This is a genomic window from Methylovirgula ligni (assembly GCF_004135935.1).
Classification (GTDB): domain Bacteria; phylum Pseudomonadota; class Alphaproteobacteria; order Rhizobiales; family Beijerinckiaceae; genus Methylovirgula; species Methylovirgula ligni.
On the sequence record NZ_CP025086.1, the window covers coordinates 533,487 to 557,987 of the forward strand.

23 protein-coding genes are annotated in these 24,501 nt (G+C 62.2%); 5 read left to right on the top strand and 18 right to left on the bottom strand.

Going from position 1 to position 24,501, the window contains the following annotated elements:
• Positions 1 to 157: 157 nt before the first annotated feature.
• Both CWB41_RS02505 and CWB41_RS02510 read left to right on the top strand, forming a co-directional pair.
• Positions 158 to 1,399 carry a glutamate-5-semialdehyde dehydrogenase gene (locus tag CWB41_RS02505; RefSeq protein ID WP_425373452.1) on the top strand — a complete coding sequence of 414 codons (1,242 nt, stop codon included), beginning with the start codon at positions 158 to 160 and terminating at the stop codon, positions 1,397 to 1,399.
• A gap of 9 nt (positions 1,400 to 1,408) precedes the next feature.
• The gene (locus tag CWB41_RS02510; RefSeq protein WP_245411177.1) at positions 1,409 to 2,011 is read left to right on the top strand and encodes a nicotinate-nucleotide adenylyltransferase; all 603 of its coding nucleotides are present in this window, start codon (positions 1,409 to 1,411) and stop codon (positions 2,009 to 2,011) included.
• Positions 2,012 to 2,015: 4 nt separating this feature from the next.
• Here the strand turns inward: CWB41_RS02510 and CWB41_RS02515 are convergent, their stop codons facing one another.
• From CWB41_RS02515 to CWB41_RS02575, 13 genes are all read right to left on the bottom strand, one after another.
• On the bottom strand, positions 2,016 to 2,681 hold the full coding sequence (locus CWB41_RS02515) for a dienelactone hydrolase family protein (RefSeq protein ID WP_115835568.1): 666 nt from the start codon (positions 2,679 to 2,681) through the stop codon (positions 2,016 to 2,018).
• Positions 2,674 to 3,177: a 2-amino-4-hydroxy-6-hydroxymethyldihydropteridine diphosphokinase gene (gene folK, locus CWB41_RS02520; protein ID WP_115835567.1), complete on the bottom strand. Its 504-nt coding sequence runs from the start codon at positions 3,175 to 3,177 to the stop codon at positions 2,674 to 2,676. The genes CWB41_RS02515 and folK overlap by 8 nt, the downstream gene beginning before the upstream one ends.
• Positions 3,174 to 4,001 (bottom strand): dihydropteroate synthase, encoded by an 828-nt coding sequence (gene folP / locus CWB41_RS02525; protein ID WP_207206623.1) that lies wholly within the window; start codon positions 3,999 to 4,001, stop codon positions 3,174 to 3,176. Before folP ends, folK begins: the two co-directional genes overlap by 4 nt.
• A 41-nt stretch (positions 4,002 to 4,042) precedes the next feature.
• Positions 4,043 to 5,233, bottom strand: coding sequence for a WD40 repeat domain-containing protein (locus tag CWB41_RS02530; protein WP_115835566.1), 1,191 nt, complete (start codon positions 5,231 to 5,233; stop codon positions 4,043 to 4,045).
• Between the two features lie 46 nt (positions 5,234 to 5,279).
• Positions 5,280 to 5,663 (bottom strand): hypothetical protein, encoded by a 384-nt coding sequence (locus CWB41_RS02535; RefSeq protein WP_115835565.1) that lies wholly within the window; start codon positions 5,661 to 5,663, stop codon positions 5,280 to 5,282.
• A gap of 25 nt (positions 5,664 to 5,688) precedes the next feature.
• Positions 5,689 to 6,669 (bottom strand): PQQ-dependent catabolism-associated beta-propeller protein, encoded by a 981-nt coding sequence (locus CWB41_RS02540; protein WP_115835564.1) that lies wholly within the window; start codon positions 6,667 to 6,669, stop codon positions 5,689 to 5,691.
• A 15-nt stretch (positions 6,670 to 6,684) separates the two neighbouring features.
• Complete coding sequence (locus tag CWB41_RS02545) at positions 6,685 to 7,893, bottom strand: ABC transporter substrate-binding protein (protein WP_115836314.1); 1,209 nt, start codon at positions 7,891 to 7,893, stop codon at positions 6,685 to 6,687.
• Positions 7,894 to 8,060: 167 nt separating this feature from the next.
• Complete coding sequence (locus tag CWB41_RS02550) at positions 8,061 to 8,534, bottom strand: c-type cytochrome (RefSeq protein ID WP_245441059.1); 474 nt, start codon at positions 8,532 to 8,534, stop codon at positions 8,061 to 8,063.
• A gap of 257 nt (positions 8,535 to 8,791) precedes the next feature.
• The gene (locus tag CWB41_RS02555) at positions 8,792 to 10,609 is read right to left on the bottom strand and encodes a quinoprotein dehydrogenase-associated putative ABC transporter substrate-binding protein (RefSeq protein WP_165203939.1); all 1,818 of its coding nucleotides are present in this window, start codon (positions 10,607 to 10,609) and stop codon (positions 8,792 to 8,794) included.
• 229 nt (positions 10,610 to 10,838) lie between these two features.
• The gene (locus tag CWB41_RS02560; protein ID WP_245411176.1) at positions 10,839 to 12,656 is read right to left on the bottom strand and encodes a PQQ-dependent dehydrogenase, methanol/ethanol family; all 1,818 of its coding nucleotides are present in this window, start codon (positions 12,654 to 12,656) and stop codon (positions 10,839 to 10,841) included.
• 622 nt (positions 12,657 to 13,278) lie between these two features.
• On the bottom strand, positions 13,279 to 13,992 hold the full coding sequence (locus CWB41_RS02565; RefSeq protein ID WP_129396381.1) for a DUF6134 family protein: 714 nt from the start codon (positions 13,990 to 13,992) through the stop codon (positions 13,279 to 13,281).
• Positions 13,993 to 14,240: 248 nt separating this feature from the next.
• Entirely contained in the window at positions 14,241 to 15,647 is a 1,407-nt protein-coding gene (locus CWB41_RS02570) for a hypothetical protein (RefSeq protein WP_115835559.1), read from the bottom strand.
• An 89-nt stretch (positions 15,648 to 15,736) separates the two neighbouring features.
• The gene (locus tag CWB41_RS02575; RefSeq protein WP_115835558.1) at positions 15,737 to 17,035 is read right to left on the bottom strand and encodes an adenylosuccinate synthase; all 1,299 of its coding nucleotides are present in this window, start codon (positions 17,033 to 17,035) and stop codon (positions 15,737 to 15,739) included.
• A gap of 205 nt (positions 17,036 to 17,240) precedes the next feature.
• Between CWB41_RS02575 and CWB41_RS02580 the strand changes: the two genes are divergently transcribed.
• The gene (locus CWB41_RS02580; RefSeq protein ID WP_245411175.1) at positions 17,241 to 19,136 is read left to right on the top strand and encodes a potassium transporter Kup; all 1,896 of its coding nucleotides are present in this window, start codon (positions 17,241 to 17,243) and stop codon (positions 19,134 to 19,136) included.
• Here CWB41_RS02580 and CWB41_RS02585 read toward each other — a convergent pair whose 3' ends face one another.
• From CWB41_RS02585 to sdhC, 5 genes are all read right to left on the bottom strand, one after another.
• Positions 19,137 to 19,619 (bottom strand): transglycosylase SLT domain-containing protein, encoded by a 483-nt coding sequence (locus CWB41_RS02585; RefSeq protein ID WP_115835557.1) that lies wholly within the window; start codon positions 19,617 to 19,619, stop codon positions 19,137 to 19,139.
• 145 nt (positions 19,620 to 19,764) lie between these two features.
• Positions 19,765 to 20,544, bottom strand: coding sequence for a succinate dehydrogenase iron-sulfur subunit (locus CWB41_RS02590; protein ID WP_115835556.1), 780 nt, complete (start codon positions 20,542 to 20,544; stop codon positions 19,765 to 19,767).
• Between the two features lie 22 nt (positions 20,545 to 20,566).
• The gene (gene sdhA, locus CWB41_RS02595) at positions 20,567 to 22,396 is read right to left on the bottom strand and encodes a succinate dehydrogenase flavoprotein subunit (protein WP_115835555.1); all 1,830 of its coding nucleotides are present in this window, start codon (positions 22,394 to 22,396) and stop codon (positions 20,567 to 20,569) included.
• A 36-nt stretch (positions 22,397 to 22,432) separates the two neighbouring features.
• A complete protein-coding gene (gene sdhD / locus CWB41_RS02600) occupies positions 22,433 to 22,828 on the bottom strand; it encodes a succinate dehydrogenase, hydrophobic membrane anchor protein (protein ID WP_115835554.1) in 396 nt (131 codons plus the stop codon).
• A gap of 25 nt (positions 22,829 to 22,853) precedes the next feature.
• On the bottom strand, positions 22,854 to 23,264 hold the full coding sequence (gene sdhC, locus CWB41_RS02605; RefSeq protein ID WP_115835553.1) for a succinate dehydrogenase, cytochrome b556 subunit: 411 nt from the start codon (positions 23,262 to 23,264) through the stop codon (positions 22,854 to 22,856).
• 266 nt (positions 23,265 to 23,530) lie between these two features.
• On the opposite strand from sdhC, the gene rsfS reads away from it, so the two are divergent.
• Together rsfS and rlmH are read left to right on the top strand one after the other, a co-directional pair.
• Positions 23,531 to 23,896, top strand: coding sequence for a ribosome silencing factor (rsfS, locus tag CWB41_RS02610; RefSeq protein WP_115835552.1), 366 nt, complete (start codon positions 23,531 to 23,533; stop codon positions 23,894 to 23,896).
• A 97-nt stretch (positions 23,897 to 23,993) separates the two neighbouring features.
• A complete protein-coding gene (gene rlmH / locus CWB41_RS02615; protein ID WP_115835551.1) occupies positions 23,994 to 24,476 on the top strand; it encodes a 23S rRNA (pseudouridine(1915)-N(3))-methyltransferase RlmH in 483 nt (160 codons plus the stop codon).
• The last annotated feature ends 25 nt before the right edge of the window (positions 24,477 to 24,501 follow it).

Sequence of the window (24,501 nt, forward strand, 5' to 3'; positions counted from 1 at the left end):
TCGAAGCGGATTTGCCAAAGTCGGCGATGAAGCTGGCAAGGGTCGCGATTTGCTTATATGTGAGACGCCCCATGCGGGGCGCGATGAAGAGCAGATGAAGAAAGATCTCGACCTCAAACTCGTGCGCAATGACGAGCCGGCCAACATCCGCGCCGTGATGCTGTCGCTTGGCCAGGCGGCGCGCAAAGCCGCGCATCTGCTCGCCCTCGCCCCGGCCGACGCCAAGAACACGGCGCTTCTCGTCGCCGCGCGCGAAATCCGCGAAAAGGCCGAAAAAATCCTCGCCGCCAATGCGCGCGATGTCGCCGAGGCGCGCGCTCACGGCCTCACCGACGCCTTTCTCGAACGGCTGACGCTCGACGCCAAGCATGTCGACGGCATGGCCAGGGGCCTTGAGGAAATCGCCGCTCTGCCTGATCCGGTCGGGCGCGTCCTGGCGCGGTTCGAGCGGCCGAACGGTCTCATCATCGAGCGCGTCGCGACGCCGCTTGGTGTCATCGGCGTGATTTTCGAGAGCCGCCCCTCGGTCGCCGTCGATGCCGGCGCGCTCTGCCTCAAATCCGGCAATGCCGCGATCCTGCGCGGCGGCTCGGAAAGCTTCCATTCGGTTTCGCTGATCCATGAATGCCTGCTCGCCGGGCTCCGCGCCGCGGACCTGCCGCTGGCGGCGATCACGCTTGTGCCGGTGAAGGACCGCGCCGCGGTCGGCGAAATGCTCACCGGCCTCGGCGGCAATCTCGACGTCATCGTGCCGCGCGGCGGCCGCAGCCTGGTCGCGCGGGTCGAGGCGGAGGCGCGCGTACCCGTCTTCGCCCATCTCGAAGGGCTTGTGCATATCTACGTCGATCGCGCCGCCGATCTCGGAAAGGCGCTCACGATCCTGCGCAACTCGAAACTCCGGCGCACCAGCGTCTGCGGCGCGGCGGAGACGCTGCTCGTCGATCGCGCCGGCGCTGCGACGCATCTTGCCCCGCTCGTCAAAATGCTGCTCGACGCCGGCTGCGAAGTGCGCGGCGATACGGCAACGCAAGCCGTTGATGCACGCGCGAAGCCGGCGACGGACGAGGATTGGTCGAGCGAATATCTCGACGCCATCATTTCCGTGCGGGTCGTCGATGGGCTCGACGGCGCGCTGGCGCATATCGCGACTTATGGCTCGCATCACACCGATTGCATCATTACCGAAGACAATGTGGCAGCGGACCGTTTCCTACGCGAAGTCGATTCCGCCATCGTCATCCACAATGCCTCGACGCAATTCGCCGATGGCGGCGAATTCGGATTCGGCGGCGAGATCGGCATTGCGACCGGCCGGATGCACGCGCGCGGCCCCGTCGGCCTCGAACAATTGACCTCATTCAAATATCGCATCCACGGCTCTGGCCAGACCCGGCCTTAAGGGCAGCGCGTGACGTCAATCTCCGAACTGCCGCCACATGCCCCGGGGCTGAAAGTCGGACTGTTCGGCGGCAGTTTCGATCCCGCGCACGAGGGCCATCGCCAGGCAAGTCTTCTCGCCCTCCGGCGGCTCGGGCTTGATCGCGTCTGGTGGCTGGTAAGCCCCGGCAATCCGCTCAAGGATACGAACGCCCTGCCCGCGCTCGCCACGCGAATCGCGGCGGCAAAAAAGATCGCGCCCGACCGGCGCATCGTCGTCACCGGCTTGGAAGCGGCGATCGGCGCGCGATTCACCTATCAAACCATTCTCTATCTCAAGACGCGCTGCCCCGGCGTCCATTTCGTCTGGATCATGGGCGCCGACAATCTCGCGAGCTTCGAGCGCTGGAAACATTGGCGGACCATCGCCGCCAATGTCCCGATCGCGATCATCGACCGGCCGGGCTCGACGCTCTCAGCGACGCATTCCCCGGCGGCCCTCGCGCTGGCGCGCTATCGCCATGACGAAAGCGATGGTCAGGTGTTTCCGCTCGCAAAGCCGCCCGCGCTGATCTTTCTGCACGGCCCGCGCTCGGACCTGTCATCGACGGCGCTGCGCGGCGAAGGGAAGTAAAGCCTCACAAATATTGCGCGAAGAAATCCAGCGTCCGCTGCCGGGCCAGCGTGGCGCTATCCGCATCGTAGGCAGCGCGGTCGTTACAGTTGAAGCCGTGATTGGCCGGATAGATATGGATGGCGATGTCCGGATGCGCGCGGCGGATCTTCTCGATATCGGCGAGCGGAATGCTTTTATCCTGGTCGCCGAAATGCAGCATCACCGGGCAGCACAACTGCCCGGGCGGCAGAGCCGCGATGCCCGAGCCGTAATAGCCGACCGCGGCCGCCAGACCTTCGACATGCTGGGCCGCGGCGAAGGCGAGCGTGCCGCCCCAGCAATAGCCGACGATGCCGACAGCGCCAAAAACCTTGGCCGCATCCACGGCGGCGGCGATATCGGCGAGCGTATCTTCGTGCTTTGTTTTCGCGCGGATGGCGACGCCCCTGGCGACATCGTCGCTCTCATAGCCAAGTTCGACACCCGGCTCGACGCGATCGAACAGGGCCGGCGCGACAGCATGATATCCATGCGCGGCGAAATCGTCGGCAACGCTGCGGACATGCCGGTTGACGCCGAAAATCTCCTGCAGGACGACGAGCCCGGCGCGAGCAATACCTTTCGGCGCAGCCTCGTAAGCGCCGATGGTCACGCCGTCCTTCGCCGTCAGCTCACTCCATTTACCCATGATCTTCGCCCCATTTCTCGATGCCGTCGCGAGGAATCGCTGTGGCCGCCTCTGCCACCGAGCGCCCATCGAGCACCAAATGAGGTGCGATCTCAGCCAGCGGGACGAGAACGAAGGCGCGATTGAAGAGTTCCTTGTGCGGCAGGACGAGATTGTCCGAGACAAGCGACGTGCTGCCGTAGAACAGAATATCGATATCGATCAGCCGCGGCCCCCAGCGCACCGTTTTGGTGCGGCCCATTTCCGCTTCGATCTTCTTCACCGCCGCCAGCAGCGCCTCGGCGCTCAGTGCCGTCCGCGCCAGAGCGCAGGCATTGGCGAAGGGCGCCTGATCCGCATAGCCCCAGGGCGCCGTCTTGTAGATCGACGACACCTTGATGATCTCGACGGCATCGCTCGCCTTCAACAGACGCAGGGCCGCACGGATATTGCCCGCCGCATCACCGATATTGCTGCCGAGGCCAAGACCAATCTCGGTAAGACCGATCTCCGTCATGGCGCGCCCGGCGTGCGCGCGATGGCATCGAACACTTTGAATGCTGCGACATGTTCCGCGACATCATGCACGCGGAAGATCGAAGCGCCGCGCGTCGCGGCGATGATATTCGTCGCGATCGTGCCGATCAGCCGCTCGTCGACGCCGGCGCCAAGGATCGGCGCGAACAGGCTTTTGCGCGACACGCCGACAAGCAGCGGCAGGCCGTAATCCTTGAAATGATCGAGATCGCGCAAGGCGGTTACATTCTGGTCCTTGGTCTTGCCGAAGCCGATGCCCGGATCAAGGATGAGATGCGCGCGCGGAATGCCCGCTTTCTCGGCCAGCGCCAGCGAATGATCGAAAAAGCGGCGCATGTCGCTGAGAATATCGCGCGCCGGATCGACGTCCTCGCGATTGTGCATGATAACCGCCGCCGCGCCGCCTTCGGCCACAGCATCGGCCATCTCCGGGTCGCGCTGCAAACCCCAGACATCGTTGATGACAGCGACGCCATCGGCAATGGCGGCGCGGGCGACCGCCGCCTTGGAGGTGTCGATCGAGACCGGCAGCGGCGTCGCCTGGACAATATCGGCGAGCATCGGCTTGAGCCGCGCCAGTTCCTCCGCGACCGGTACGGGCACATGGCCCGGACGGGTCGATTCGGCCCCGACATCGATAATATCGGCGCCCTCGGCCGCGAGCTTTTGGGCATGTGCGACAGCCGCATCATGCGCCTGAAACCTGCCGCCGTCGGAGAAGGAATCCGGCGTGACGTTGAGAATGCCCATGATCGCCGAACGCCCGGCGATCAAAGCGAGAAATTGGTCACGCTTTTTCTGCATCGCGCTTCAATAAGCGAGCCGGCGCCCGCCGTCGAGGGTTCCTATTTCGCCGGCGTGGCCGCCAATGGGGCGCCCGAGAGACCGACGTTCCAAATCCGCGCCGTCGTGTCGAAAGACGCGGTGAGGACATGCTGTCCGTCGGGGCTGAACTTCGCGCGTACGACCTCGCCGCCGTGGCCGGTCAGGAGCAGTTGCGGCGCGCCGCTCGCCGCGTCCCACACCCGCGCCGTCGAATCATATGCGGCCGTGGCGATGCGCTTGTCGTCCGGGCTGAAGCTTGCCGACATGATCGCGCGGTGGTGCCCGAGCAATGTCACCAGTCTGGTGCCGGTCTTCACGTCCCAGACGATTCCGCTTTTGTCGCTCGATCCGGTGACAATCTTGCTGCCGTCATTGCTGAAGACGGCAAACTCGACGGCGCGCGTATGACCGAGCAAAGTCTCGGCCAGCGCGCCTGTGCGGGCGTTCCAGATCCGCGCCGTCTTGTCGCTCGACGCGGTGGCGATGAGCCGCCCGTCAGGGCTGAAGCTGACGCCGGTGACGATGCCATTGTGGCCCGTCAGCGTATAGCGCAGCGTGCCCGTACTGGAATCCCAGACGCGCGCCGTGCGATCGGCGGAAGCCGTCGCCACGCGCAGCCCGTCGGGGCTGAAAACCGCATGCATGACCGGGCCGGTGTGGCCGGTGAGCGTCTCCAGCAGGGCGCCGTTCGAAGCATCCCAGATTTTCGCCGTTCCGTCGCGCGAGGCGGTGACGACGAATTTGCCGTCGCGGCTATATTCGGCGTCTTCGAGCGGGTCGGTATGGCCTTTCAACGTCAGCAGGACCTTGCCGGTCGCGACGTCCCAGATTTTCGCCGTCGAATCCTGCGCCGAGGTCAGGACATGCTTGCCATCGGGGCTAAATCGCGCCGTCCGTAAAGCTTCGGTGTGGCCGCGCAAAACCTGAAGTGGAACGCCGTTGGTGGCGTTCCAAATTCGCGCCGTCTTATCACTCGACGCGGTCACGATCTCGCTGCCGTCCGGGCTATAGGTTGCATCGGTCAGATCGGCCGAGTGCCCGATGAGCTGAATGTACTGCAGCCGGGCCTGGTCCGCCCGGCTGGCCGTGGCGAGCCCCAAGGCGAGGCTCGCGGCGACCAGAACGAAAACGCAGAAAAACGAAATCAGGTGGAATGCATCGAGGGTTTTGAACGGCCCCCCGCAGCCGTCGACAGTTTTTTTATGGGCCATTGGCGTGGTCCTTTTCGCTTTGGACCTATTGTGTCACCTCACCTTATCAGCGCGGCTTGGTGCAATCGATGAGTTCCTTCTTCTCGATCGAGAAAATCTTGCCTTCGACGACCTTGACAGATTTGGCAAAGCAGATGCCGCCATCCTTGTAGCTCAGGCGCGCATCATAGGTTCCGGTCGCCACATCCTTGATCGTCAGGCGCTCGTCGTCGTCAACGGAATCGTCCGAATCGTTCTTGCATTGATCCGGTCCCCAATTCGTGGTGCCGGCCGGCGCCAACTCGAATTTGACGACCGTGTCGCCGGTGATGTTCCAGAATTTCGTCCTCGGCGCCGCATGGGCGAACGCGGCAAAGAAAACCGCGGCGCAGGCGAAACTCGAGATCGCCAGGATGGCCCGTGTCGAAGATTTCGCGCGCTTTCCAAGCATGTTCCCATCCCTTGTCTTCTTAAGTTTACGGCCGGATCGTCAGCCCCCAGGGCAGACGCCCGACCGGGACCGATTTCAGCGGCCTGAGCGAAGCGACATCGACGACCGTTATGTCATTGGTCTCGCCGTTGGCGGAATAGATGGTCGAACCGTCCGGGCTGAGCGCCGTATGCCAGGGCCGCTGGCCGACGAGCACGTAATCGATGACATTGTAATTCGACGTATCGACCACGGCGAGACGGTTCGCCTTGCCGAGAGAGATGAAGGCGCGCTTGCCGTCCTTCGTGAAAGTGATGCCGACGGGGGAAATCAATTCCGGCCGGACACCGGGAATGCTGAAATGGACGACATTGAGGATCTTATAGGTCTTGGCGTCAATGACGGAGACGCTGCCGCCAACCTCCGACGTCACCCAGACCTTGGAACCGTCGGCCGTGAATTCGGCATAGCGCGGCCGCGAATCGACGAGGATATTGGCGAGAACCTTATAGGTCTTGGTATCGATGAAATGCGCCATGCTGGTCGATTCTGACGTGGCGACGACGATGCCGCCGCCGGGGCTCACGGCCATGCCCTCCGGCTCGACGCCGATCGGCACCTCTTGAATGGTATTGCCGGTCTTGAAGTCCATGATCGTGACGAGGCTGTCGTCTTCATTGGCGACGTAGAGAATCTTGCCTGTCGGATCGATATTGAGAAGCTCCGGATCAGAGCCGGAATCGAGCTTGCGCGTGACCGCGAATGTGTTGGCGTCGATGATCGCAAGCTGGCCGTCATCGCCGAGACAGACGATGATGTTCTTGTGATCGGGCGTGATGATGATGCCGCGCGGCCTGTGGCCGACCTGGATGGTCTTGATGACTTTCAGGCTCTCGCTATCGACGACGGAAACAGTATCGTCCTTCTCATTCGAGACGAAGATCGCTGCCGCGCAGGCCTCGCCGATCGCCGTCGCGAGAAAGAGCGCGACAAAGCCGAAGAGAGAGATTTTGCGAATTGTATTCATCGCCGGGTTTCACTCTCACTGAAGATGGCATTTGCTTTCCGGCTTGTCGAAGCCGAGCGTATCGGTCAGATAATTCGGATTGAGGAAGCCTTCTTGCGGCGACACCGAGACAAGATCGCGCGCGCTCGCCAGAATGACCGGCTGGCGCAATTGCAAATCCCAGGGTCGGAAATTCAGGCTCTCATCCTTGTAGCCGGCGACGCCGAAACGGTCTGACAGCAGATAGGCGCGCAAGGCGGCCGGCTGAACCATGTTCGAGCGCAGAACCGCCTCGCCAAAGGCGCGGATGCCAAGCCAGGCGGAATAATCGCGCTCGGTCATGATCCGGCCGACCTCGCGCTCGAAGCGGTTCTGCAATTGCGTGCCGCCATATTCTTCGAAGGAGCGATGCCAGGCGACCGCGATCAGCCCCGCAGTGCCGACGACCGGGCGCGGATCCCAGGTGCGATAGGGCATATATTCGCCGAAGACTTCACTCTCGTCAGCCACGAAGACCACGTCGTACGGCGGCGCGTTCTGGGTGACGAGCGGCAATTGCTGCTGTACCTGCTGATGGCCGGTGTCGGTACGGCGCGAACCGGCGGCATAGGTATAGAAACGCTCGTCCACGATCTTGGCGCCGAATTTCCGCGCCGAGCGCTTGACCGCTTCGGCATAGGCGAGATCGTCCGGGTGCTTGCCGGAGACGAGCAGCCAGTTCGTCCAGCGCTTCCAGACGAGATATTGCGCCAGGGCATCGGTCCGCATCGCCCGGCTCGGCAGAAAATGAAAGACGTTCGCCCGGCAGTCCTCCTGCCGGAGGCTGTCGTCGCTGGTGCGAATATCGAAGATGATGGCGTTCTTCGCTTCCGGCATATCGGCCAGGGCCAGAAGGTCATCCTTTTCGAGATCGGCGATGACAAGCTTGTGGGTCGCCAGTGCGGCGCGCGCCTTGGCCTTGAAGTCGTCTTCGAGCGGCAGGATCATCTCGCTGAGATGATAGGTCTGGTTCACGAAACGGCCGGTGAGCGCGTCTTCCTGCAAAGCGATGCGGGCGCCCTGGATGCCTTCGTCGGTGACGATCTTGTCGAGCAGCGACAAGGGCGGCGGTTCGTTATATTGGCGGCCGAGATAGAGGATGTCGACGTTGAGGGACGGCGCTTGCGCGGCCGGTGTCGCGGGGGCCGGCTGCGCCACGTCGGGCACGACGCCGCCAATGAAAAGCACTAAGCCTGCCGCCGGCATGAGCATCGATCGGCTGCAAATACGCAACGCGCGCCGAAACGCGGCCTTCAATTCCGCATGCTCCACCCGCGTCTCCGCCACATTCAACAATTGGAGAGCGGGACTTATCCCGCTCTCGCCGCCGCGCCTTATGGCGCAGACGAACCACCGATACGCGTAAGCCGCGCTTATTGGGGGTTATTCTTCACGTTCGTGTAGGCTTGGATCTTGATCCAGGAGATGATCTTCCAGAGGTCGTCAGCCTTCGGAATCACGGTGCCCATCGAGGGCATCGGCGCGACGATATTTTCCGTCGCCTGACGCGTCAGGCCATACTTCGACTGGAGTTCCGCCGAGCCAAGCGAAACGAGACGGAAGAGCGTGTCGTCCTTGTCGCCGTAGATCCAGACGCCGTTGGTGATCGGCGGGCACATGCCGCCGCCGCCGCCGAAGCCGTGACAGCCCGGGCAGCCATAATTGCCGAACAGCTTGTGGCCTTCGTCGGCGAGCGCCTGATCGTGCGCGTCCTCTTTGGCCTGATAGGGGTTTACGAGGGTGCCGAGCTTCGACCCCTCCGCTAGCGGGACCGGAGCACTGTTGTTATCCTGGTCCGCCCGCGCGCCCAGGGCGAACATGACGCCGAAGGCCAAACCCAGGCTCAAAGCAATTTTCACTGCACCTCTGACGACCATAACCCCTCCTCTATCCCGCGCGGCAGGACTTCTTCCAACAAAATTCCAGATCGCCGGACGGATCGTCCTGCGGAGGTTGGCCTTTTCCGCCAGCCACTTGCAAACGTCAAGCGCTGCTTTTCCCGATCTTCCCGTCAAACATGGCCCAAATCCGCCAGAGCCCGGGCACCGCCCGGCACGGCACCTGAACCTTGCCTGAGTTCAACCACTTGCCAACTACTCGCCACCTACTTGCCGCCTGACTGCTGAATGAGCCGGATCAGGCTGATGACGGAATCGTTGCCGTTCTCGACGGCGAAATCGAGGGCAGTTTTCTTGTCGGGCGAACGCTTGGAGGGATCGGCGCCCGACTGCAACAGCAGGCCGACGATCGGCGGGTTATTATGCGCAGCCGCAAGCATCAACGCGGTGACGCCCGATTTGTTCACCGCATTCAAGTCCGCTTTGTGGGCGATCAAGGCGCGGGCGATTTGCAGCGGCCCAGGGTAACGCGGATCGGTCGACAGATTCTCGACTTCGTGCAGGCCGGCCTGGAGCGACAGCTCCGTCCCCTGCCGCCCGGCTGCCACCATCAACGGCGTCAGCCCGAGTTCGCCGCTCGGCGTGTTGACCGGCGCGCCGACGTCGATCAGCGCCAAGGCCGCTTGCATCTTGTTTTCGACGATCGCCAGGGCAAGCGGGGTCGCTTGATCCGACGTGCGCGCGTCGAGATCGGCGCCGCGGCTGGCGAGTAGCTTGATCGTCGCGGTATTGTCCTGAATCACGGCCTCGAGCAGGGCCGTCATGCCATTCGCGTCATGCGCATTGATCTTGGCGCCATGATCGAGAAGCAATTTGACGAGATCCATATTCTGCGCCTGCACCGCATTGACCAGCGGTAGCTCGCCTTGATCGTCCGGTTTGTTCGGATCGGCGCCTTTGCTGAGCAGGAAGGTGACGCGATCGATCGAACCGGCGGTGACCGCGTTGCTGAACTCCTCGTTCACATCGGCACCCGCCGCGAGCCAGGACTCAAGCTGCTTGATCGTCACGGACGATTTCAGCTCCGCCGCCGGCGTCGGCGGCAGCGCGGCATATTCGCCGTGCGCCGGCAGGTCGCCTTGAACAACGCACTCGCTGCATTGGACAAGCGGCACGCCATAATCGCGCAGAACTTTCTCGATCTCCGCCTTGTTGTCTTCGAGCGCCAGGTCGATCTTATATTTGAGAATACGGTCGGTGGTCGGCACGCCAAACGCCAATTCGAATTCAAGCGGAATCTGATCTTCCATCAGATTGACCGCCTGGATCGTGATCGGCGCCTTTTTCACGGCCTTGTAATAACCGGCAAATGGTCCCCACACCGCAGCGACGTCGAGCGAGCCATCCAGCACTTGCTGAACCTGATAGATCGGCGCGTCCTTCGGGTTGATGTCGGAGTCATGGCTGACCGTGTGGATATCGAGGCTCTTGTCCATGCCATGTTCATGGAAGACCTGGCGGATGGCCGAGGTCTGATAGACCCCGATCCTGAGCTTGGCGAGCGCGGGGTCTTCCAGGCTCTTGAAATGGTAATTGCGATCGGCCCGCGAGGCGAGGACGAAGGTCGTCTTGTAGAGCGGCTCGGTCAGCAAAACGCCTTCGAAGCCAAGGGGCAAGTCCATCAGCACATCGCATTGATCGTTGCCATAGGTCTCGCGCAACATGCCGCGATCGATATAGGGCCGCCAATAATACTCGGTGTGCGTATCCATCGCCTTGGCGAGGATTTCGGCGATCTTGTTCTCATACCCTTCAAGCCGGTCGTTCGAGAACGGCAGATTGCCGGGATCGCCGCAAATGCGCAGGGATTGAAGCGTCCGCCGGCGGGCGGCGCCTTTCAGCGCTGCACGGTCACCGGCGGTCAGCGGCTGCAGCGCGTCGATCTTGCTGAGCGCCACAGCGACCGCGTGGTCCTGCCGCGCCTGTTCGTCCTGGGTGGCCGCGACAGCCGAGACGGCGAACAGGCAGGCGGCGATCGAGGCGAGACAAAACGTCAGCCGAGCGGTCCGGGGATAGGGTTTCATCTTGGGCGATATATCCTTTTGGCGATACATGCGGAGCGAACATCGCGCAGACAAGCGTGCGCAATTTAGCGCCGGAACGATCCCCTCTCAAATCTGGCATGTCGCGTCCGCTTTCAAGCGGGCTCGCGAAAGATTGCACGCCGCGACGGGACCTGACTTCGCACTGCAAAAGAAATGGCGCCCGAGCCAAGAGGACCGGGCGCCATCTGTGTTTATACCTGACCGCTTCTTACTGATAGACGCGGAAGGTCGAGAGCATGCCGCCCTGCGGGATCATGGCAAGGCCAGTGGCCTTGGTCATGGCCGTCGCGCCGATCGCACCGAACTTGTCGCTCAGGTCGAGGCCGGCGGTGACGGGCAGACCAATCCAGCCGCCGATACCGGAGAGCACGGACACATACTGCTTGCCCTTGACCTCATAGGTGATCGGGTTGCCGATGATGCCCGAGCCGAGCTTGCGCTGCCACAGGATTTCGCCCGTGTCGCGATCGACGGCGCGGAAGTCACCGCCCAAGCTGCCGTAGAACACGAGACCACCGGCGGTGTTCACCGTGCCACCCCAGTTCGGATACGGATCCGGGATGTCCCAATCGGCCTTGCCCGTCAGCACGTCGAACTTCTTGAGACGGCCGGTCACGCCGGGCTTCTCAGGATACATATAGACGTTGGCGAACACATAGACCGTGCCCTGCTGCTGGTAGGCCCGGGTCTGCGGGTTGTCTTCCATGCACCAGTTATTGGTCGGCATATAGAACTTGGTCGGATCACTCGGATCGACCGAGCCCGGCTGCTGATCCTTGCCGCCCATCGCCGACGGGCAAGCCTGGGTATTGCGGCCGACTTCGAGCGGCGAATGCTCCGGCACCTTGATCGGGCGATCAGTCGAGAAGTCGTACTTCTCGGCCCAGTTCGCCGTCACATACTTGTGGGCGCGCAGCAGCTTGCCCGTGACACGATCGAGCACAAAGGCGAAGCCGTTGCGGTCGAAGTGCACAAGGCCCTTGACAGCCTTGCCATCGACGTTCGGGAAATCGACGAGATAGTTCTCGTTGATGCCGTCATAGTCCCACTGGTCGAAGGGGGTGATCTGGAAAGCCCAGACCGCTTCGCCGGTGTCCGCCTTGCGGGCGAAAATGGTCATCGACCACTTGTTGTCCCACTTGCCGGAGTTACAGCCAGCCTGAGTCAAAGGCTTCTCGCCGCAGCGATAGCCAGGGCTCCACAGGCCGGGGTTGCCGGTCGAGTAGTAGACGTAGTGCAGTTCCGGATCAAAGCTGTACCAGCCCCAGGCCGCACCGCCGCCGACTTTATAATTGTTGTCTTCGGGGAAGGTGTGGATGCCGAGGTCGCCAGCCGTGTTGGCGTGCCGCAGATTGTCCTTGTTGGTGTCTGCAGTGATGCCGACGTCATCATCCGAACCGGTGCTGTACTTGTGCCAGACAACCTTGCCGGTCGCGAGATCATAGGCCGAGAAGGCGCCGCGAGCGGCGAATTCATCACCGCCGAAGCCGACGAAGACCTTGCCATCGGCAATGAGCGGAGCCGGCGTGCCGTCTTCACCCTTGTCCGGATAGTTGTTCTTGACGACCCAGGCCTCTTTGCCGGTCTTCGCGTCGAGGGCGATCAGCCAGCCGTCGAGGGTGAGGTAGACGATCTTGCCATCGCCATAAGCACCACCGCGGTTGACGGTGTCGCAGCAGGCGCGCGGAACAGCCGATTCATCACGATCGGTCTTCTTGACGTAGTTCCAGATCTCCTTCGGATTGTCCGGATCGGAGAGGTCGAGCGCCTGAACGATGTTCGGCCACGCGCTGAAGATGTACATGATCGGCGTGCCGTCGATGTCGATCACGAGAGGCTGACCTTCGTGACCGCGCAGGGCGCCGGTCGATTGATCCCAGGCGAGCTGCAGATGCTTAACGTTATGCGTGGTGATCTGCTTCAGGTCGCTGTGGCGGGTGAGCTGATTGTCAGCGCCCGGTTCCGTCCAATAGTTCTGGTCGCGGTCATTCCAGTTGGTGCCGTCAGCATAGGCGCCTGAATACACCCATGCGCCTAACAGCCCCAAACAGATAGGCATTACTTTGCGAAGTCTCATGCTACTTTCCTCCCATGCAGACTGCATATTTTCGGCACCGGTCTGCCGCGCACAGATGCGCAAGCGGAACGGTGGGCAAACGCGCCAAGGGCGCGGCCGAAAATGTCGAGAAGTTGAGCTTGTGAGGGCCTGGCGGCCATCCTTACCCTAGTGCGAAAGCTAATTTTGTCATTCGATTCCAAAGTCTTGGAGACTTGAGGGCCTTGGGGACCGAGGTCTTTGGGGACTGAAGATCGAAGCGGCTTCGCTTTTTTATTGGCGGGGAAATAAAGGACGAGATGCGGGGGAAAGCCACGGGACTTCTTCCCGATCGCTTTCGGGAGGCTTTCCCGATCTCTTGCTGGACCTCTCTCATGCTGCGCGACAGCATATGCGCCCGCGTGCGATGCCGCTGCGCAATAAATCTCAAGCACGAATCTGCAAGAAAAACCGTGGGCTTGTCGGTCGGGTCATAACCCAAAGCCGCGCAGGCGCGGCAAGCCGATGCTACGCCATGGCCGGGATTGGCGTCGTATTTAGGAAATGCTTGAGCGCGTAAGCAGGAAAAACGCCCGAGGCTCGCCCGGATAAATCAGTTCGTTTTGGCCGAAGTGAGTTCGGACACAATCGTCGAATGATCGGAGCCGAAAAGCTTGATCCGGATGAGATTGTCGCCATCGAACCAGAGATCGCGCTCAATATCGCCGCTGATCTTGTAATGGCGCGCTTTTACGGAGCTACCGTCCTTCAGCGTGATTGTATCGTCACCCAGATCCGCGACTTCGACTGCGAGTTCGTGCCCCGTATCCGGGTGCAGCAAGGCCTTCTGGCCAACGAAATCCGGTTTCCAGAAGCTCGCAAAGACGAGATTGCCGTCGACGTCCTTTTCTTCACCATTCACCGTGAGTGCGATCTTGTCGCCCTTGGCCACAGCCGTCAGCTTGTTTACGTCGCTGTTTTCCTTGGTGAAGGCCTTATAGGAGACAAACTTTCCGCCATTCCATATTTCTGTCGCGATATGGTCGAAGCGATGCACGACGACGAACATGATCTCGACCTCGATATGGGTCTTGAATTTCACCGTCGTCTCATCGCCATCGCGCGTAATATCGACGATCTGCGTGCCGATTTTATTGCCGTCGCGCGTAATGTCGAAAACGCGCTCTTCAGTCGTCGGCGCGACAATCGCGGCGCTCGCGGCCGGTGGCTCAGCCGCCTTCACTGCATCGTTACCCGCGGACTGCGCCGCAACGCCAAATGGGAAAAGTGCGAACAGGCCGAGAAGAAGAGTGTGCTTTCCGAGCATGGATCTCTCTTTCGCAATGGCTGCCGCCGGAGCGGCCTGCAAACTTTAAAATCGGCGCAACGGCACGAATTTGAAAAAACCCGATTCGTTTTAGCAAGCTATTTGGATCACGCCATTCTTCAATAGAATTTTGCTAATTCCGGGTTTCGTCATGCGCCGTTTTGCGGCAGTCGCTTGCAATTTGTCACGTCCTCATGCCGTCAATGTGGCAGAGCGCGAATTTCGCCACACGAAGACGTGCGCACGCCTTATTGCGGAGTCTGCCAGGAGGCGAAAGCATCGTTGATCGCCCGCGTTCCCGAAGTGTTTTTTTCAAATGTGAGCTTCGCGATACGGCCGTTGTTCAGCATGATCGGAATGTCGATCCATTCGAGCTTCTTCAGAAGATCGGCGTTGTGCGCCTCGGCATCGCCGCGCGTGAGCCCGACCAGGAAGGAATTGTCCATGATCGGCACCACGATTCCCTTCAGCGCCTCGCCGCTCGGACTATCCTCGTTGCGTAACTGCGGCAGGCTGATTTCCTTGACGCCCCCTGTTGGGCTATCGGGCACGATCGAGAAAACAACAGTGATCGTGTGCGACGCCGACAGGCTCGGGTCGTTGTTCTTCTGAATATCGATCGTGGCCTTCAACTTGTCGTCCGGGACATCGATGTCACCATGCACGGCGCTCGCCAGCGGTTGCCCGGGCCCGTTGCTGACATTCTCCGTCTTCCAGATCACCGTGCCGACATAGGTCTTTATCTTATTCGGCTCGTCGGGCGCCTCGACCAGCAGTGCCGCCCGGTAGGCGACGGGGACGGGATTGTTGGCGTCGGCCGGTTTTGCCGCAGCGGCAGGGGCCGATTCTGCGGCCGGAGCCGGCACCGCCGGGGTCGGGGCCGTCGTGTCAGCAACGGTCGGCGTGGCCGGGGCCGAGCCGTCGGCGCGCTGGGTGCTCTTGTCGTTGGCGTCAGCGGTTGTCTGCGGATGCGGTTTGAATGCCGCGAATTGATCAGGCCGGTCGCGCAATTTCCAGGCCGCGACCGCGACCAGCGCCACCAGAACAACGACAACGCCGACGACGATCCACAATCGATGGTTCTGCGGCGCATCCTCCAAATCCGGCTGCGGCGCGGCCGGACGCGCGGCCGCGGAAGGCCGGGCGCGCGGCGGTTCCACGCGCGGCTCGCGCGGCGGAACAGGTTGCTGCGGCGCTGTGGGCGGCGGCTCGCTTGCCGGATTGGGCGTAACCGGCGTGGGGCCGTTCTGGCCGCGAGCGCTCGGCGGCGCGGGGGGCTCGTCCCCCAAGACGGTGGCGCCATTCGGCCGGCGCGGTGTGGCCGGCTGCGCCGGCGCCTGCGGGGAAACTGGCTGACGCAGCGGCGGCGCGGGGCGCGGAGGGACGGCGGGTTTCGCTGTCACGGGGCGTTGCGGTTGTGGCTGTGGCTGCACGGGTTGGGCGCCCCCGCTCAATTCGCTCTCGATCCGCGCGACGGCGGCGTCGAGCGCCTCGCTTTCGCGGCGCAGATCGGCTTCCGGCACCGGCGGCTGCAAACTCTGAAGCTGGCCCAGCAACGCCTTGCGCGCCCGCTCATACACTGCCCGGCGTGTTTCGGGCGTCGAATTCGGCAGGCCAGCGACGGCTTTGGCCAGCAAGGGGTAATAATCAGCCATGTCTCTTCAGACCACACTCGATCTAGGGCAAAACCACGGCACGGAATGCACCATTGCGGCGCCGCCGGGCGAATTCCACGGGGCGAACTCTAACGATCCTGAAAAGGATTATGAACCAGAATTGTGTCTTCGCGCTCGGGACTCGTCGAGAGCAACGCCACCGGCGCTTCGATCAATTCCTCGATCCGGCGCACATATTTGATCGCCTGCGCCGGCAGATCGGCCCAGGAACGCGCCCCCGCCGTCGTCTCCTGCCAGCCGGGAATCGATTCATAGATCGGCTCCAGCCGCTGCTGGATCGCCTGCGCCGCCGGCATCCGGTCGAGCCGTTCGCCATCGAGATTATAGCCGACGCAGACCTTGATCTCTTCGAGGCCGTCAAGAATGTCGAGTTTGGTCAGGGCGATCCCGTCGATGCCGCAGGTCTTCACCGCCTGGCGCACCAGCACGGCATCGAACCAGCCGCAGCGCCGGCGCCGCCCGGTATTGACGCCATATTCGTGGCCGCGATCGCCCAGGAACTGCCCGATCTCGTCGTGCAATTCGGTCGGAAACGGACCACCGCCGACGCGGGTCGTATAGGCCTTGGCAATGCCAAGCACATAGCCGATGGCCTTCGCGCCGAGGCCCGAGCCCGTGGCCGCATTGGCGGCCACCGTGTTCGACGAGGTGACGAACGGATAAGTGCCGTGATCGACATCGAGCATCGCGCCCTGCGCGCCCTCGAACAGAATGCGACGCCCGTCGCGGCGATAGGTTTCGAGAAGATCCCAGGTCGCGTCCATGAACGGCAGGACTTTCGCCGCCACGGACAAGAGTTCGTCCCGCACCGCCGCGGCTGAAACCGCCGGCATGCCGAGGCCCGCCCGCAGCGGCGTGTGATGCGCCAACAGCCGGGCGATCTTCTCGTCGAGCGTATCCGGGTCGGCGAGGTCCATCAGCCGCAGCGCCCGGCGTCCAACCTTATCCTCATAAGCGGGGCCGATGCCGCGCTTCGTCGTGCCGATCTTCACCCCTTCGGTGATCGCCGATTCGCGGAAGGCATCGAGATCGCGGTGAAGCGACAGGATCAGCGTGACGTTTTCCGCGATCTTGAGATTGTTGGGGGAGATGCCGACGCCCTGCGATTCGAGCTTGGCAATCTCGGCGACGAGATGATGCGGATCGAGCACCACGCCATTGCCGATGACCGAGAGCTTGCCGGGACGCACGATGCCCGACGGCAACAGGGCGAGCTTGTAGGTCTGGTCACCGATGACGAGCGTGTGGCCGGCATTGTGACCACCTTGGAAGCGGACGACGACATCCGCCTCGAGCGATAGCCAGTCGACGATCTTGCCCTTGCCTTCGTCGCCCCATTGAGCGCCGACCACCACCACATTCGCCATGGCGCGACTAATTCTCCGGAAAACAAAAGAAAAACCCCGGCGCGACCTGCAACGGCAGCACCGGGGCTCATTGCGCCGACCAGATACACGAGGCCGCCCGGAGAGTAAAGGCGTTCAAAGATTCGCGGAATCGCCTTATTCCGCCGCCGCCGTTATGAAGATGCCATCCGCATCGGCGAATCGGGCCGCAATCGGAGACCTTGCCGTGCCCCAAGACAAAAGCGCCGATCCAAATCGCCCTGCCAGCCAAACCAGCCGGAGCCTCGCCGGCATCGGCCTTGCCGCGCTCGGCGTTGTGTTCGGCGATATCGGCACGAGCCCGCTCTATACGTTGAAGACGGTGCTGGACGTGACCGGCGGCGCGAGCCAGCAGCACGTGCTCGGCGTCCTCTCGCTGCTGATCTGGACGCTGATCATCGTCACCTCGATCAAATATGTGTCCTTCGCCATGCGCGTCGACAACGACGGCGAGGGCGGCATATTGGCGTTGATGTCGCTGCTCGGCATCAAGCGGCGGCAGCGCCCGCTCATCGTTGCGGTCGGCCTCTTCGGCGCGGCGCTGATCTATGGCGACGGCGCGATCACCCCGGCAATCTCGGTCCTTTCTGCTCTCGAAGGCTTGCAGATCGCCGCGCCCCAACTGCATAATTTTATCCTGCCGCTGACGGTCGTGATCCTCATCGGGCTCTTCGCCGCGCAGCCGCTCGGCACCGCCAAAATCGGCCGCGCCTTCGGCCCCGTGATGCTGCTCTGGTTCGTCGCGATCGCCGTGCTCGGCCTCATGTCACTGGCACGCCACCCCGCAGTCCTCGTCGCCTTGAGCCCGACCTATGCGGCAAGCTTCCTCATTCATGGCGGCTGGGTTTCGTTTCTGGTGCTCGGCGCCGTCTTCCTCTGCGTGACCGGGGCCGAGGCACTCTACGCCGACATGGGCCATTTCGGCGCCGGGCCGATCCGCCTCGCCTGGTATGTCGTCGTCTTCCCGAGCCTGATCCTGAACTACGCCGGGCAGGCCGCGCTGGTCGCGGCGGGCGGTGCGACCGAGGGCAATATTTTCTACCAGCTCTGCCCGCACCCATTGCTGATGCCGTTCATCGTCCTCGCCACGGCCGCGACGATCATCGCCAGCCAGTCGATCATTTCCGGCGCTTTTTCGATGACGCGGCAGGCGATCAATCTCGGCTGGCTGCCGCGGCTCAAGATCACCCAGACGTCGAAAGAGGGTTTCGGCCAGATCTATGTCGGCGCGGTGAACTGGATTTTGATGGTGGCGACGATCGGCCTCGCGCTCGCCTTCAGGAAATCCGACAATCTCGCATCGGCCTATGGCATCGCCGTCTCGGCGACGATGCTGATGACGACCGTACTGCTCTTCATAGCCATGCGCGAAATCTGGGGCTGGAGCCTCGCCGCCGCCGGTGCTGTCGCAGGCTGCTTCTTTATTGTCGATCTGAGCTTCTTCCTCGCCAATATGACCAAGCTCGCCGAAGGCGGCTATGTGCCGCTGGCGCTCGCGGCGCTCGTCTATGGCGTGATGTATATCTGGCACCGGGGCATACAGGCGGTCGGCTGGAAGATCGCGGCCATAACAACGCCACTCAAAGATTTTTGCGCCAATCTGCAAAGCCGGAATATCGTCCGCGTGCCCGGCACCGCCGTCTTCCTGACGCGGGCACAGAGCGCGACGCCGCCCATCGTCGCCTGGTATGTGCGGACCTGCCGCAGTCTGCATCGGCAGGTCATCGCTGTCAGCGTCGTCATGGAGCAGCGGGCCTATGTCGGCAAGGCCGAGCGTGTTACGCTTGAAGAGGTCTGGCCGGGCTTCTGGCGCGCCGTCGCGCATTACGGCTTCATGCAGCGGCCGAACGTGCCTGCCCTGGCGCTGGCCCTCCACGCCAAAGACCCGCGGATCGATCTCTCCGATGTGGTTTATTTCATCGGCACGGAAACTGTGGTGCCGAGCAAGAACCGCAAATCGGCAATGCCGCGCTGGCAGGAGGCGATCTTCGCGGCGCTGGACCGCAATGCCGCCCATCTCAGCGACTTCCTGCAATTGCCGCCGGAACAGGTGGTGGAGATCGGCCGGCAGATTCCGATTTGATCAAGGCGATGCGGATTTGACGGGCTTCGGCGCCTCCAAAGACGGCGAGTCAGCGGTGCGCATCACGCCGAGCATATGGCGGTGCTTGGCGAGATAATAAAAGCCCGATGAATAAAGCTGTAGAGCCCGCGCCTCGTTGCCGTTGGAAAGACGATAGGCATTGGCGAGATAGGGCACGCCATAGGTGAGATTGACTTCGGGATCGAGCAGGCCCGCCGGCGCACCGCGATAACCCATGCCGCGCGCGGTGACATACGTGATCTGCATCAGCCCGTAGAAGCGACGATTGAGTGCCGCAGAATTATAGCCGCTCTCCTTGGCGATGACGCGGCGCACGAGATGCTCCGGCACGCCATGACGATGCGCGTAGCGCGCGATCAGCGGATCGAGCGCCGGCACGGGCTTTTCTGTTGCAGACGCGGCGGAACACAGAAGCGTCACCGCAGCGGCAAGCAAGGCAGATCGTGGCCATTGCGAAGTCATCGCCCGCAGCTAGGCGCAAAGATTTAGGCCTCAGCACGGCAGCATAAGCGGGGCTTTTACGGCAACGTCATTGCGAGCGAAGCGAAGCAATCCAGGAATCTAGCTGGATTGCTTCGCCGCTGCGCGTCTCGCAATGACGGCTGGATTAAAGCTGCCGCTCGATCATCAGATCCTTGATGTCGGCGATGGCCTTGGCGGGATTGAGGCCCTTCGGGCACGCCTTGGCGCAATTCATGATCGTATGGCAGCGATAGAGCCGGAACGGATCTTCGACATTGTCGAGCCGCTCACCCGTCGCCTCGTCGCGCGAATCGCTGATCCAGCGATAGGCCTGAAGCAAAACCGCCGGACCGAGATAACGGTCGCTGTTCCACCAATAGCTTGGGCATGAGGTCGAGCAGCAGGCGCACAGGATGCACTCATAGAGGCCATCGAGCTTGGCGCGGTCGGACGGCGTCTGGCGCCATTCCTTCTCCGGCGCCGGCGTGATCGTCTGCAGCCAGGGCTGCACCGAAGCATGCTGCGCATAGAAATTGGTGAGGTCCGGCACGAGGTCCTTGACGACGCTCATATGCGGCAACGGATAGATCGCGATGGCGCCCTTCACCTCGGTCATCGACCTGGTGCAGGCGAGCGTGTTGGTGCCGTCGATGTTCATCGCGCAGGAGCCGCAAACGCCCTCGCGGCAGGAGCGGCGGAAGGTCAGCGTCGGATCGACCTTGTTCTTGATCCAGATGATCGCGTCGAGAACCATCGGTCCGCAATCGTCAACATTGACGAAATAGGTGTCCACTCGCGGATTGAGATTGTCGTCCGGGTTCCAGCGATAGATGTGGAACTCGCGCAGATTGACCGCGCCCTCGGGCTTCGGCCAGGTCTTGCCCTTGCTGATTGTCGAGTTCTTGGGAAGGGTAAGCTGAACCATAATCTTCCTCTACATCAATCGCTCAATACACGCGCGCCTTGGGCTCAATATAGGCGATCTCATTGGTCATCGTGTAGCTATGCACCGGCCGGTAATCGATGCTGACGGTGCGCTTCTCCGGATCGATCGAAGCCAAAGTGTGCTTCATCCAGTTCGTGTCGTCGCGCTCCGGGTAATCCTCGCGCGCATGGGCGCCGCGCGATTCGGTCCTGTTGGCGGCGCCATCCATCGTGACGACGGCTTGGACAATGAGATTGTCGAATTCGAGCGTCTCGACAAGATCGGAATTCCAGACGAGCGAGCGGTCGGAAACGCGAATATCGTCGCGCGCCGCCCAGACCTCGTGGATGAGTTTCGAGCCTTCGATCAGCGTCTCGCCGGTCCGATAGACGGCGCAATTGTTCTGCATGACCTTCTGCATCCGCAGCCGCAGTTCGGCCGTCGGGGTGCTGCCGCTGGCATAGCGGAAATGGTCAAGCCGCGTCAGCGCCTGGTCGGCGGAATCCGCCGCAAGTTCGGCCTGCTTGGCGCCGGGCACGACGACCTCGGCCGCGCGCGCCGCCGCCGAGCGGCCGAAGACGATGAGATCGATCAGCGAATTGGAGCCGAGCCTGTTGGCGCCGTGGACGGAAACGCAAGCCGCCTCGCCGATCGCCATCAGGCCGGGAACGACGACATCCGGATCATCGCCCTTCTTGACGACCACTTCGCTGTGAAAATTCGTCTGGATACCGCCCATGTTGTAGTGAACCGTCGGCAACACCGGGATCGGCTCCTTGGTGAGATCGACGCCGGCGAAAATCCGCGCGCTCTCGGAAATGCCGGGCAGACGCTCGTGCAGCACCTTGGGATCGAGATGATCGAGGTGCAGATAGATATGATCCTTGTTGCGGCCAACGCCGCGGCCCTCGCGGATTTCCATCGTCATGGCGCGCGAAACCATGTCGCGCGGCGCGAGATCCTTCACCGACGGCGCGTAACGCTCCATGAAGCGCTCGCCTTCGCCATTGGTCAGGTAGCCGCCTTCGCCGCGCGCGCCCTCGGTGATGAGGCAGCCGGCGCCGTAGATGCCGGTCGGATGGAACTGCACGAATTCCATGTCCTGCAGCGGCAGGCCGGCGCGCAGAATCATCGCATTGCCGTCGCCAGTGCAGGTATGCGCAGAGGTGGCGGAGAAATAGGCCCGGCCGTAACCGCCGGTAGCGAGCATTACGAGTTGCGAGCGAAAGCGGTGGATCGTCCCATCGTCGAGCTTGAGACAGATGACGCCGCAACAGCGGCCATTTTCCATGATGAGGTCGATGGCGAAATATTCGATGAAGAATTCAGCCGAATGGCGCAAAGCCTGACCGTAGAGCGTGTGCAGCAGCGCATGGCCGGTGCGATCGGCGGCGGCGCACGTACGCTGCGCCGGCGGCCCTTTGCCGAAATCCGTGGTCATGCCGCCGAAGGGGCGCTGATAGATGCGCCCGTCTTCGGTGCGCGAAAACGGCACGCCCCAATGCTCCAGCTCATAGACCGCGGCGGGCGCATGGCGCACCATATATTCGATCGAATCCTGATCGCCGAGCCAGTCCGACCCTTTCACGGTGTCGTACATGTGCCATTTCCAATTGTCCGGCCCCATATTGGCGAGCGAGGCGGCAACGCCGCCCTGGGCTGCGACGGTATGCGAGCGGGTCGGGAAGACCTTGGTGATCGCGGCGGTGCGCAGCCCCGCCTCCGCACAGCCGACGATGGCGCGCAGGCCCGCGCCGCCGGCGCCGATGACGACGACATCGAAAACATGATCGACGATCGGATAAGCTTTCCCGTTGATGCCGGGTGCCGTGCCGAAGCCTTCAGCCGCCATACCTTTTCACCTTCTCCAGCGAATGCCGGTTCGATCTCAAAAGAGGCTCAGTTTGAGCACAGCGAAAATCGCCGCGACGCCGAAGCCGATCGAGAACAGAGTATTGCCGATCATGGCCCATTCCTTGGCGCGGGGCGCATGGATGTAATCGTCGAGGATCGACTGCATCCCCACGCGCATATGCACGATGCTGGCAAGGATGAAGAGCAGCAGAAAGATCGCCGTGCAGGGATGCGCGAATTCGTCCCGCACATCGGCCACATGGGTTTTTCCCACGAGGCGCAGCACAATCCAGATGAAAGCGATGGCAAGCGGCACCAGGGCGGCAGTCGTAACCCGCATCAGCCAGAGATCGCCGGTGCCGGTTCTGGCGGCGCCGAGAAACCTGACTCTGCCGGCCGAGCTGCGGATGGAGGAAGGATCGTGCGTCATGCTTTATCCCGTCGCATCGGAGGCCCTAGCCCAGATGGGCTGCGATGAAGATGATGAGCGTCGTGACCACGCTCGCGGCCAAGGTGCCGACGGCGAGATATTCGCGCCATTCCTTGTCGAAGCCGTAGCCGGCATCCCAGATCAGGTGGCGGATACCGCCGAAGAAATGCAGCAGCAGCGCGAAAGCGAAGCCGAAGAGAACGAGCTGGCCGATAAAAGAGCCGAAGAACCAGCTGGCAAAGGTGAAGCCCGCGCCGGTGGCGGCGGCGAGCAGATACCAGACGAGAAAGAGCGTGCCGACGTAAAGCGCGATGCCCGAAATTCGATGGGCGATCGACATCACCATGGTCAGCATCGGCCGGTAAATGGAAAGATGCGGCGACAGCGGGCGCCGCAATTCGATATCCTGGCCCTGTTTCGCCTCGATCCCTGCCATCAACCCCCTCCCCGATGCTGACGCATGCCGCCTCGCGGATATCCTATCGCGCCTTGCCGCAATGTGACCTGTTGCAGACAAGACACCTAGCGGCCTTATACGGAGCACGTGCTGCGATGCAAGGGGCCAATTCGCACAGGTACGGATTGAAAAAAAAGCTGATTCGCTCCATTTTAGAATTGCGTGTTCTCCGAACGCGCTAGGAAAGGATCGAGCCACTGGTTTCGACAATTGCCCGTGAAACGGTAGCATTACCGTTCCCTCCGGTGCGGGAATCCGTTGAATCCCAACCCGGCGTGCTGGTGCAGACTGTGCTGCGGTGTCTGGAAGATGCCAAGGTTGAGGAAATTGTCTGCATCGATCTCAATGGCAAGACTGCGCTCGCCGATACCATGATCATCGCGACCGGCCGCTCCAACACGCATGTTGGCGCCGCGGCGGAGCGTGTCATGAAGGCGCTCAAGGAATTGGGCGTCGTAGCGCCGCGCGTCGAAGGATTGTCAAACTGCGACTGGGTGTTGGTGGACGCCGGCGATGCCATCGTCCATCTCTTCCGGCCCGAAGTGCGGCAATTCTACAACCTGGAAAAAATGTGGGGGCAAGACCGGCCGGGCGCAGGCCAGGCCGGCTGAGAGCCACAGTTTCCGCCTGTCGATCGGCGCGCGAGTCATTGCGGCGCGCAGAGCCTGTTTTTTTGTGCAATGCCGGCTCGGCCGGAGGCTTGGTCCGGTGCGTTTGCTCCTGATTTCCGTCGGACGGGCAAAGCCCGGCCCCGAGCGCGATCTCGTCGCGCGTTATCTTTTGCGGGCGGCGGCGATCGGCCGCAGCATCGGCATCCAGCCCATCGAATTGCGCGAGATCGACGAAAGCCGCGCCCGGCGGACGCAGGATCGCAAGCTCGAAGAGGCGAAAACGATCCGCGCCGCACTCGGCACCGATGCGCATGTCATCGCCTGCGACGAAACGGGTAAAGCGATCACCAGCACCGATTTCGCCACCCAACTTGGCACCGCGCGGGATAATGGCGCCGCGACGCTCGGCCTCGTCCTCGGCGGACCGGACGGGCTCGATCCCGCCTTCCGGGCGGAGGCGCGGCTTGTCCTCGCCTTCGGCGCCATGACCTGGCCGCATCAATTGGCCCGGGCGCTCGCCGCCGAACAGATTTATCGCGCAACGACTATCCTTTCAGGCCACCCTTATCACCGGAATTGACGCTATTCGCGGCCGCGGATTTTGT

Excerpts from the sequence above, each read along its gene's own strand:
- CWB41_RS02570 (WP_115835559.1), bottom strand. The coding sequence starts at position 15,647 with ATGGCTGATTATTACCCCTTGCTGGCCAAAGCCGTCGCTGGCCTGCCG.
- CWB41_RS02515 (WP_115835568.1), bottom strand. The coding sequence starts at position 2,681 with ATGGGTAAATGGAGTGAGCTGACGGCGAAGGACGGCGTGACCATCGGC.
- CWB41_RS02505 (WP_425373452.1), top strand. The coding sequence starts at position 158 with ATGCTGTCGCTTGGCCAGGCGGCGCGCAAAGCCGCGCATCTGCTCGCC.
- CWB41_RS02535 (WP_115835565.1), bottom strand. The coding sequence starts at position 5,663 with ATGCTTGGAAAGCGCGCGAAATCTTCGACACGGGCCATCCTGGCGATC.
- sdhA (WP_115835555.1), bottom strand. The coding sequence starts at position 22,396 with ATGGCGGCTGAAGGCTTCGGCACGGCACCCGGCATCAACGGGAAAGCT.
- CWB41_RS02565 (WP_129396381.1), bottom strand. The coding sequence starts at position 13,992 with ATGCTCGGAAAGCACACTCTTCTTCTCGGCCTGTTCGCACTTTTCCCA.
- CWB41_RS02575 (WP_115835558.1), bottom strand. The coding sequence starts at position 17,035 with ATGGCGAATGTGGTGGTGGTCGGCGCTCAATGGGGCGACGAAGGCAAG.
- CWB41_RS02540 (WP_115835564.1), bottom strand. The coding sequence starts at position 6,669 with ATGAATACAATTCGCAAAATCTCTCTCTTCGGCTTTGTCGCGCTCTTT.
- CWB41_RS02530 (WP_115835566.1), bottom strand. The coding sequence starts at position 5,233 with ATGGCCCATAAAAAAACTGTCGACGGCTGCGGGGGGCCGTTCAAAACC.
- folK (WP_115835567.1), bottom strand. The coding sequence starts at position 3,177 with ATGACGGAGATCGGTCTTACCGAGATTGGTCTTGGCCTCGGCAGCAAT.
- sdhC (WP_115835553.1), bottom strand. The coding sequence starts at position 23,264 with ATGGCAGGGATCGAGGCGAAACAGGGCCAGGATATCGAATTGCGGCGC.
- folP (WP_207206623.1), bottom strand. The coding sequence starts at position 4,001 with ATGCAGAAAAAGCGTGACCAATTTCTCGCTTTGATCGCCGGGCGTTCG.
- sdhD (WP_115835554.1), bottom strand. The coding sequence starts at position 22,828 with ATGACGCACGATCCTTCCTCCATCCGCAGCTCGGCCGGCAGAGTCAGG.
- CWB41_RS02555 (WP_165203939.1), bottom strand. The coding sequence starts at position 10,609 with ATGAAACCCTATCCCCGGACCGCTCGGCTGACGTTTTGTCTCGCCTCG.
- CWB41_RS02545 (WP_115836314.1), bottom strand. The coding sequence starts at position 7,893 with ATGCCGGCGGCAGGCTTAGTGCTTTTCATTGGCGGCGTCGTGCCCGAC.
- CWB41_RS02585 (WP_115835557.1), bottom strand. The coding sequence starts at position 19,619 with ATGACTTCGCAATGGCCACGATCTGCCTTGCTTGCCGCTGCGGTGACG.
- CWB41_RS02590 (WP_115835556.1), bottom strand. The coding sequence starts at position 20,544 with ATGGTTCAGCTTACCCTTCCCAAGAACTCGACAATCAGCAAGGGCAAG.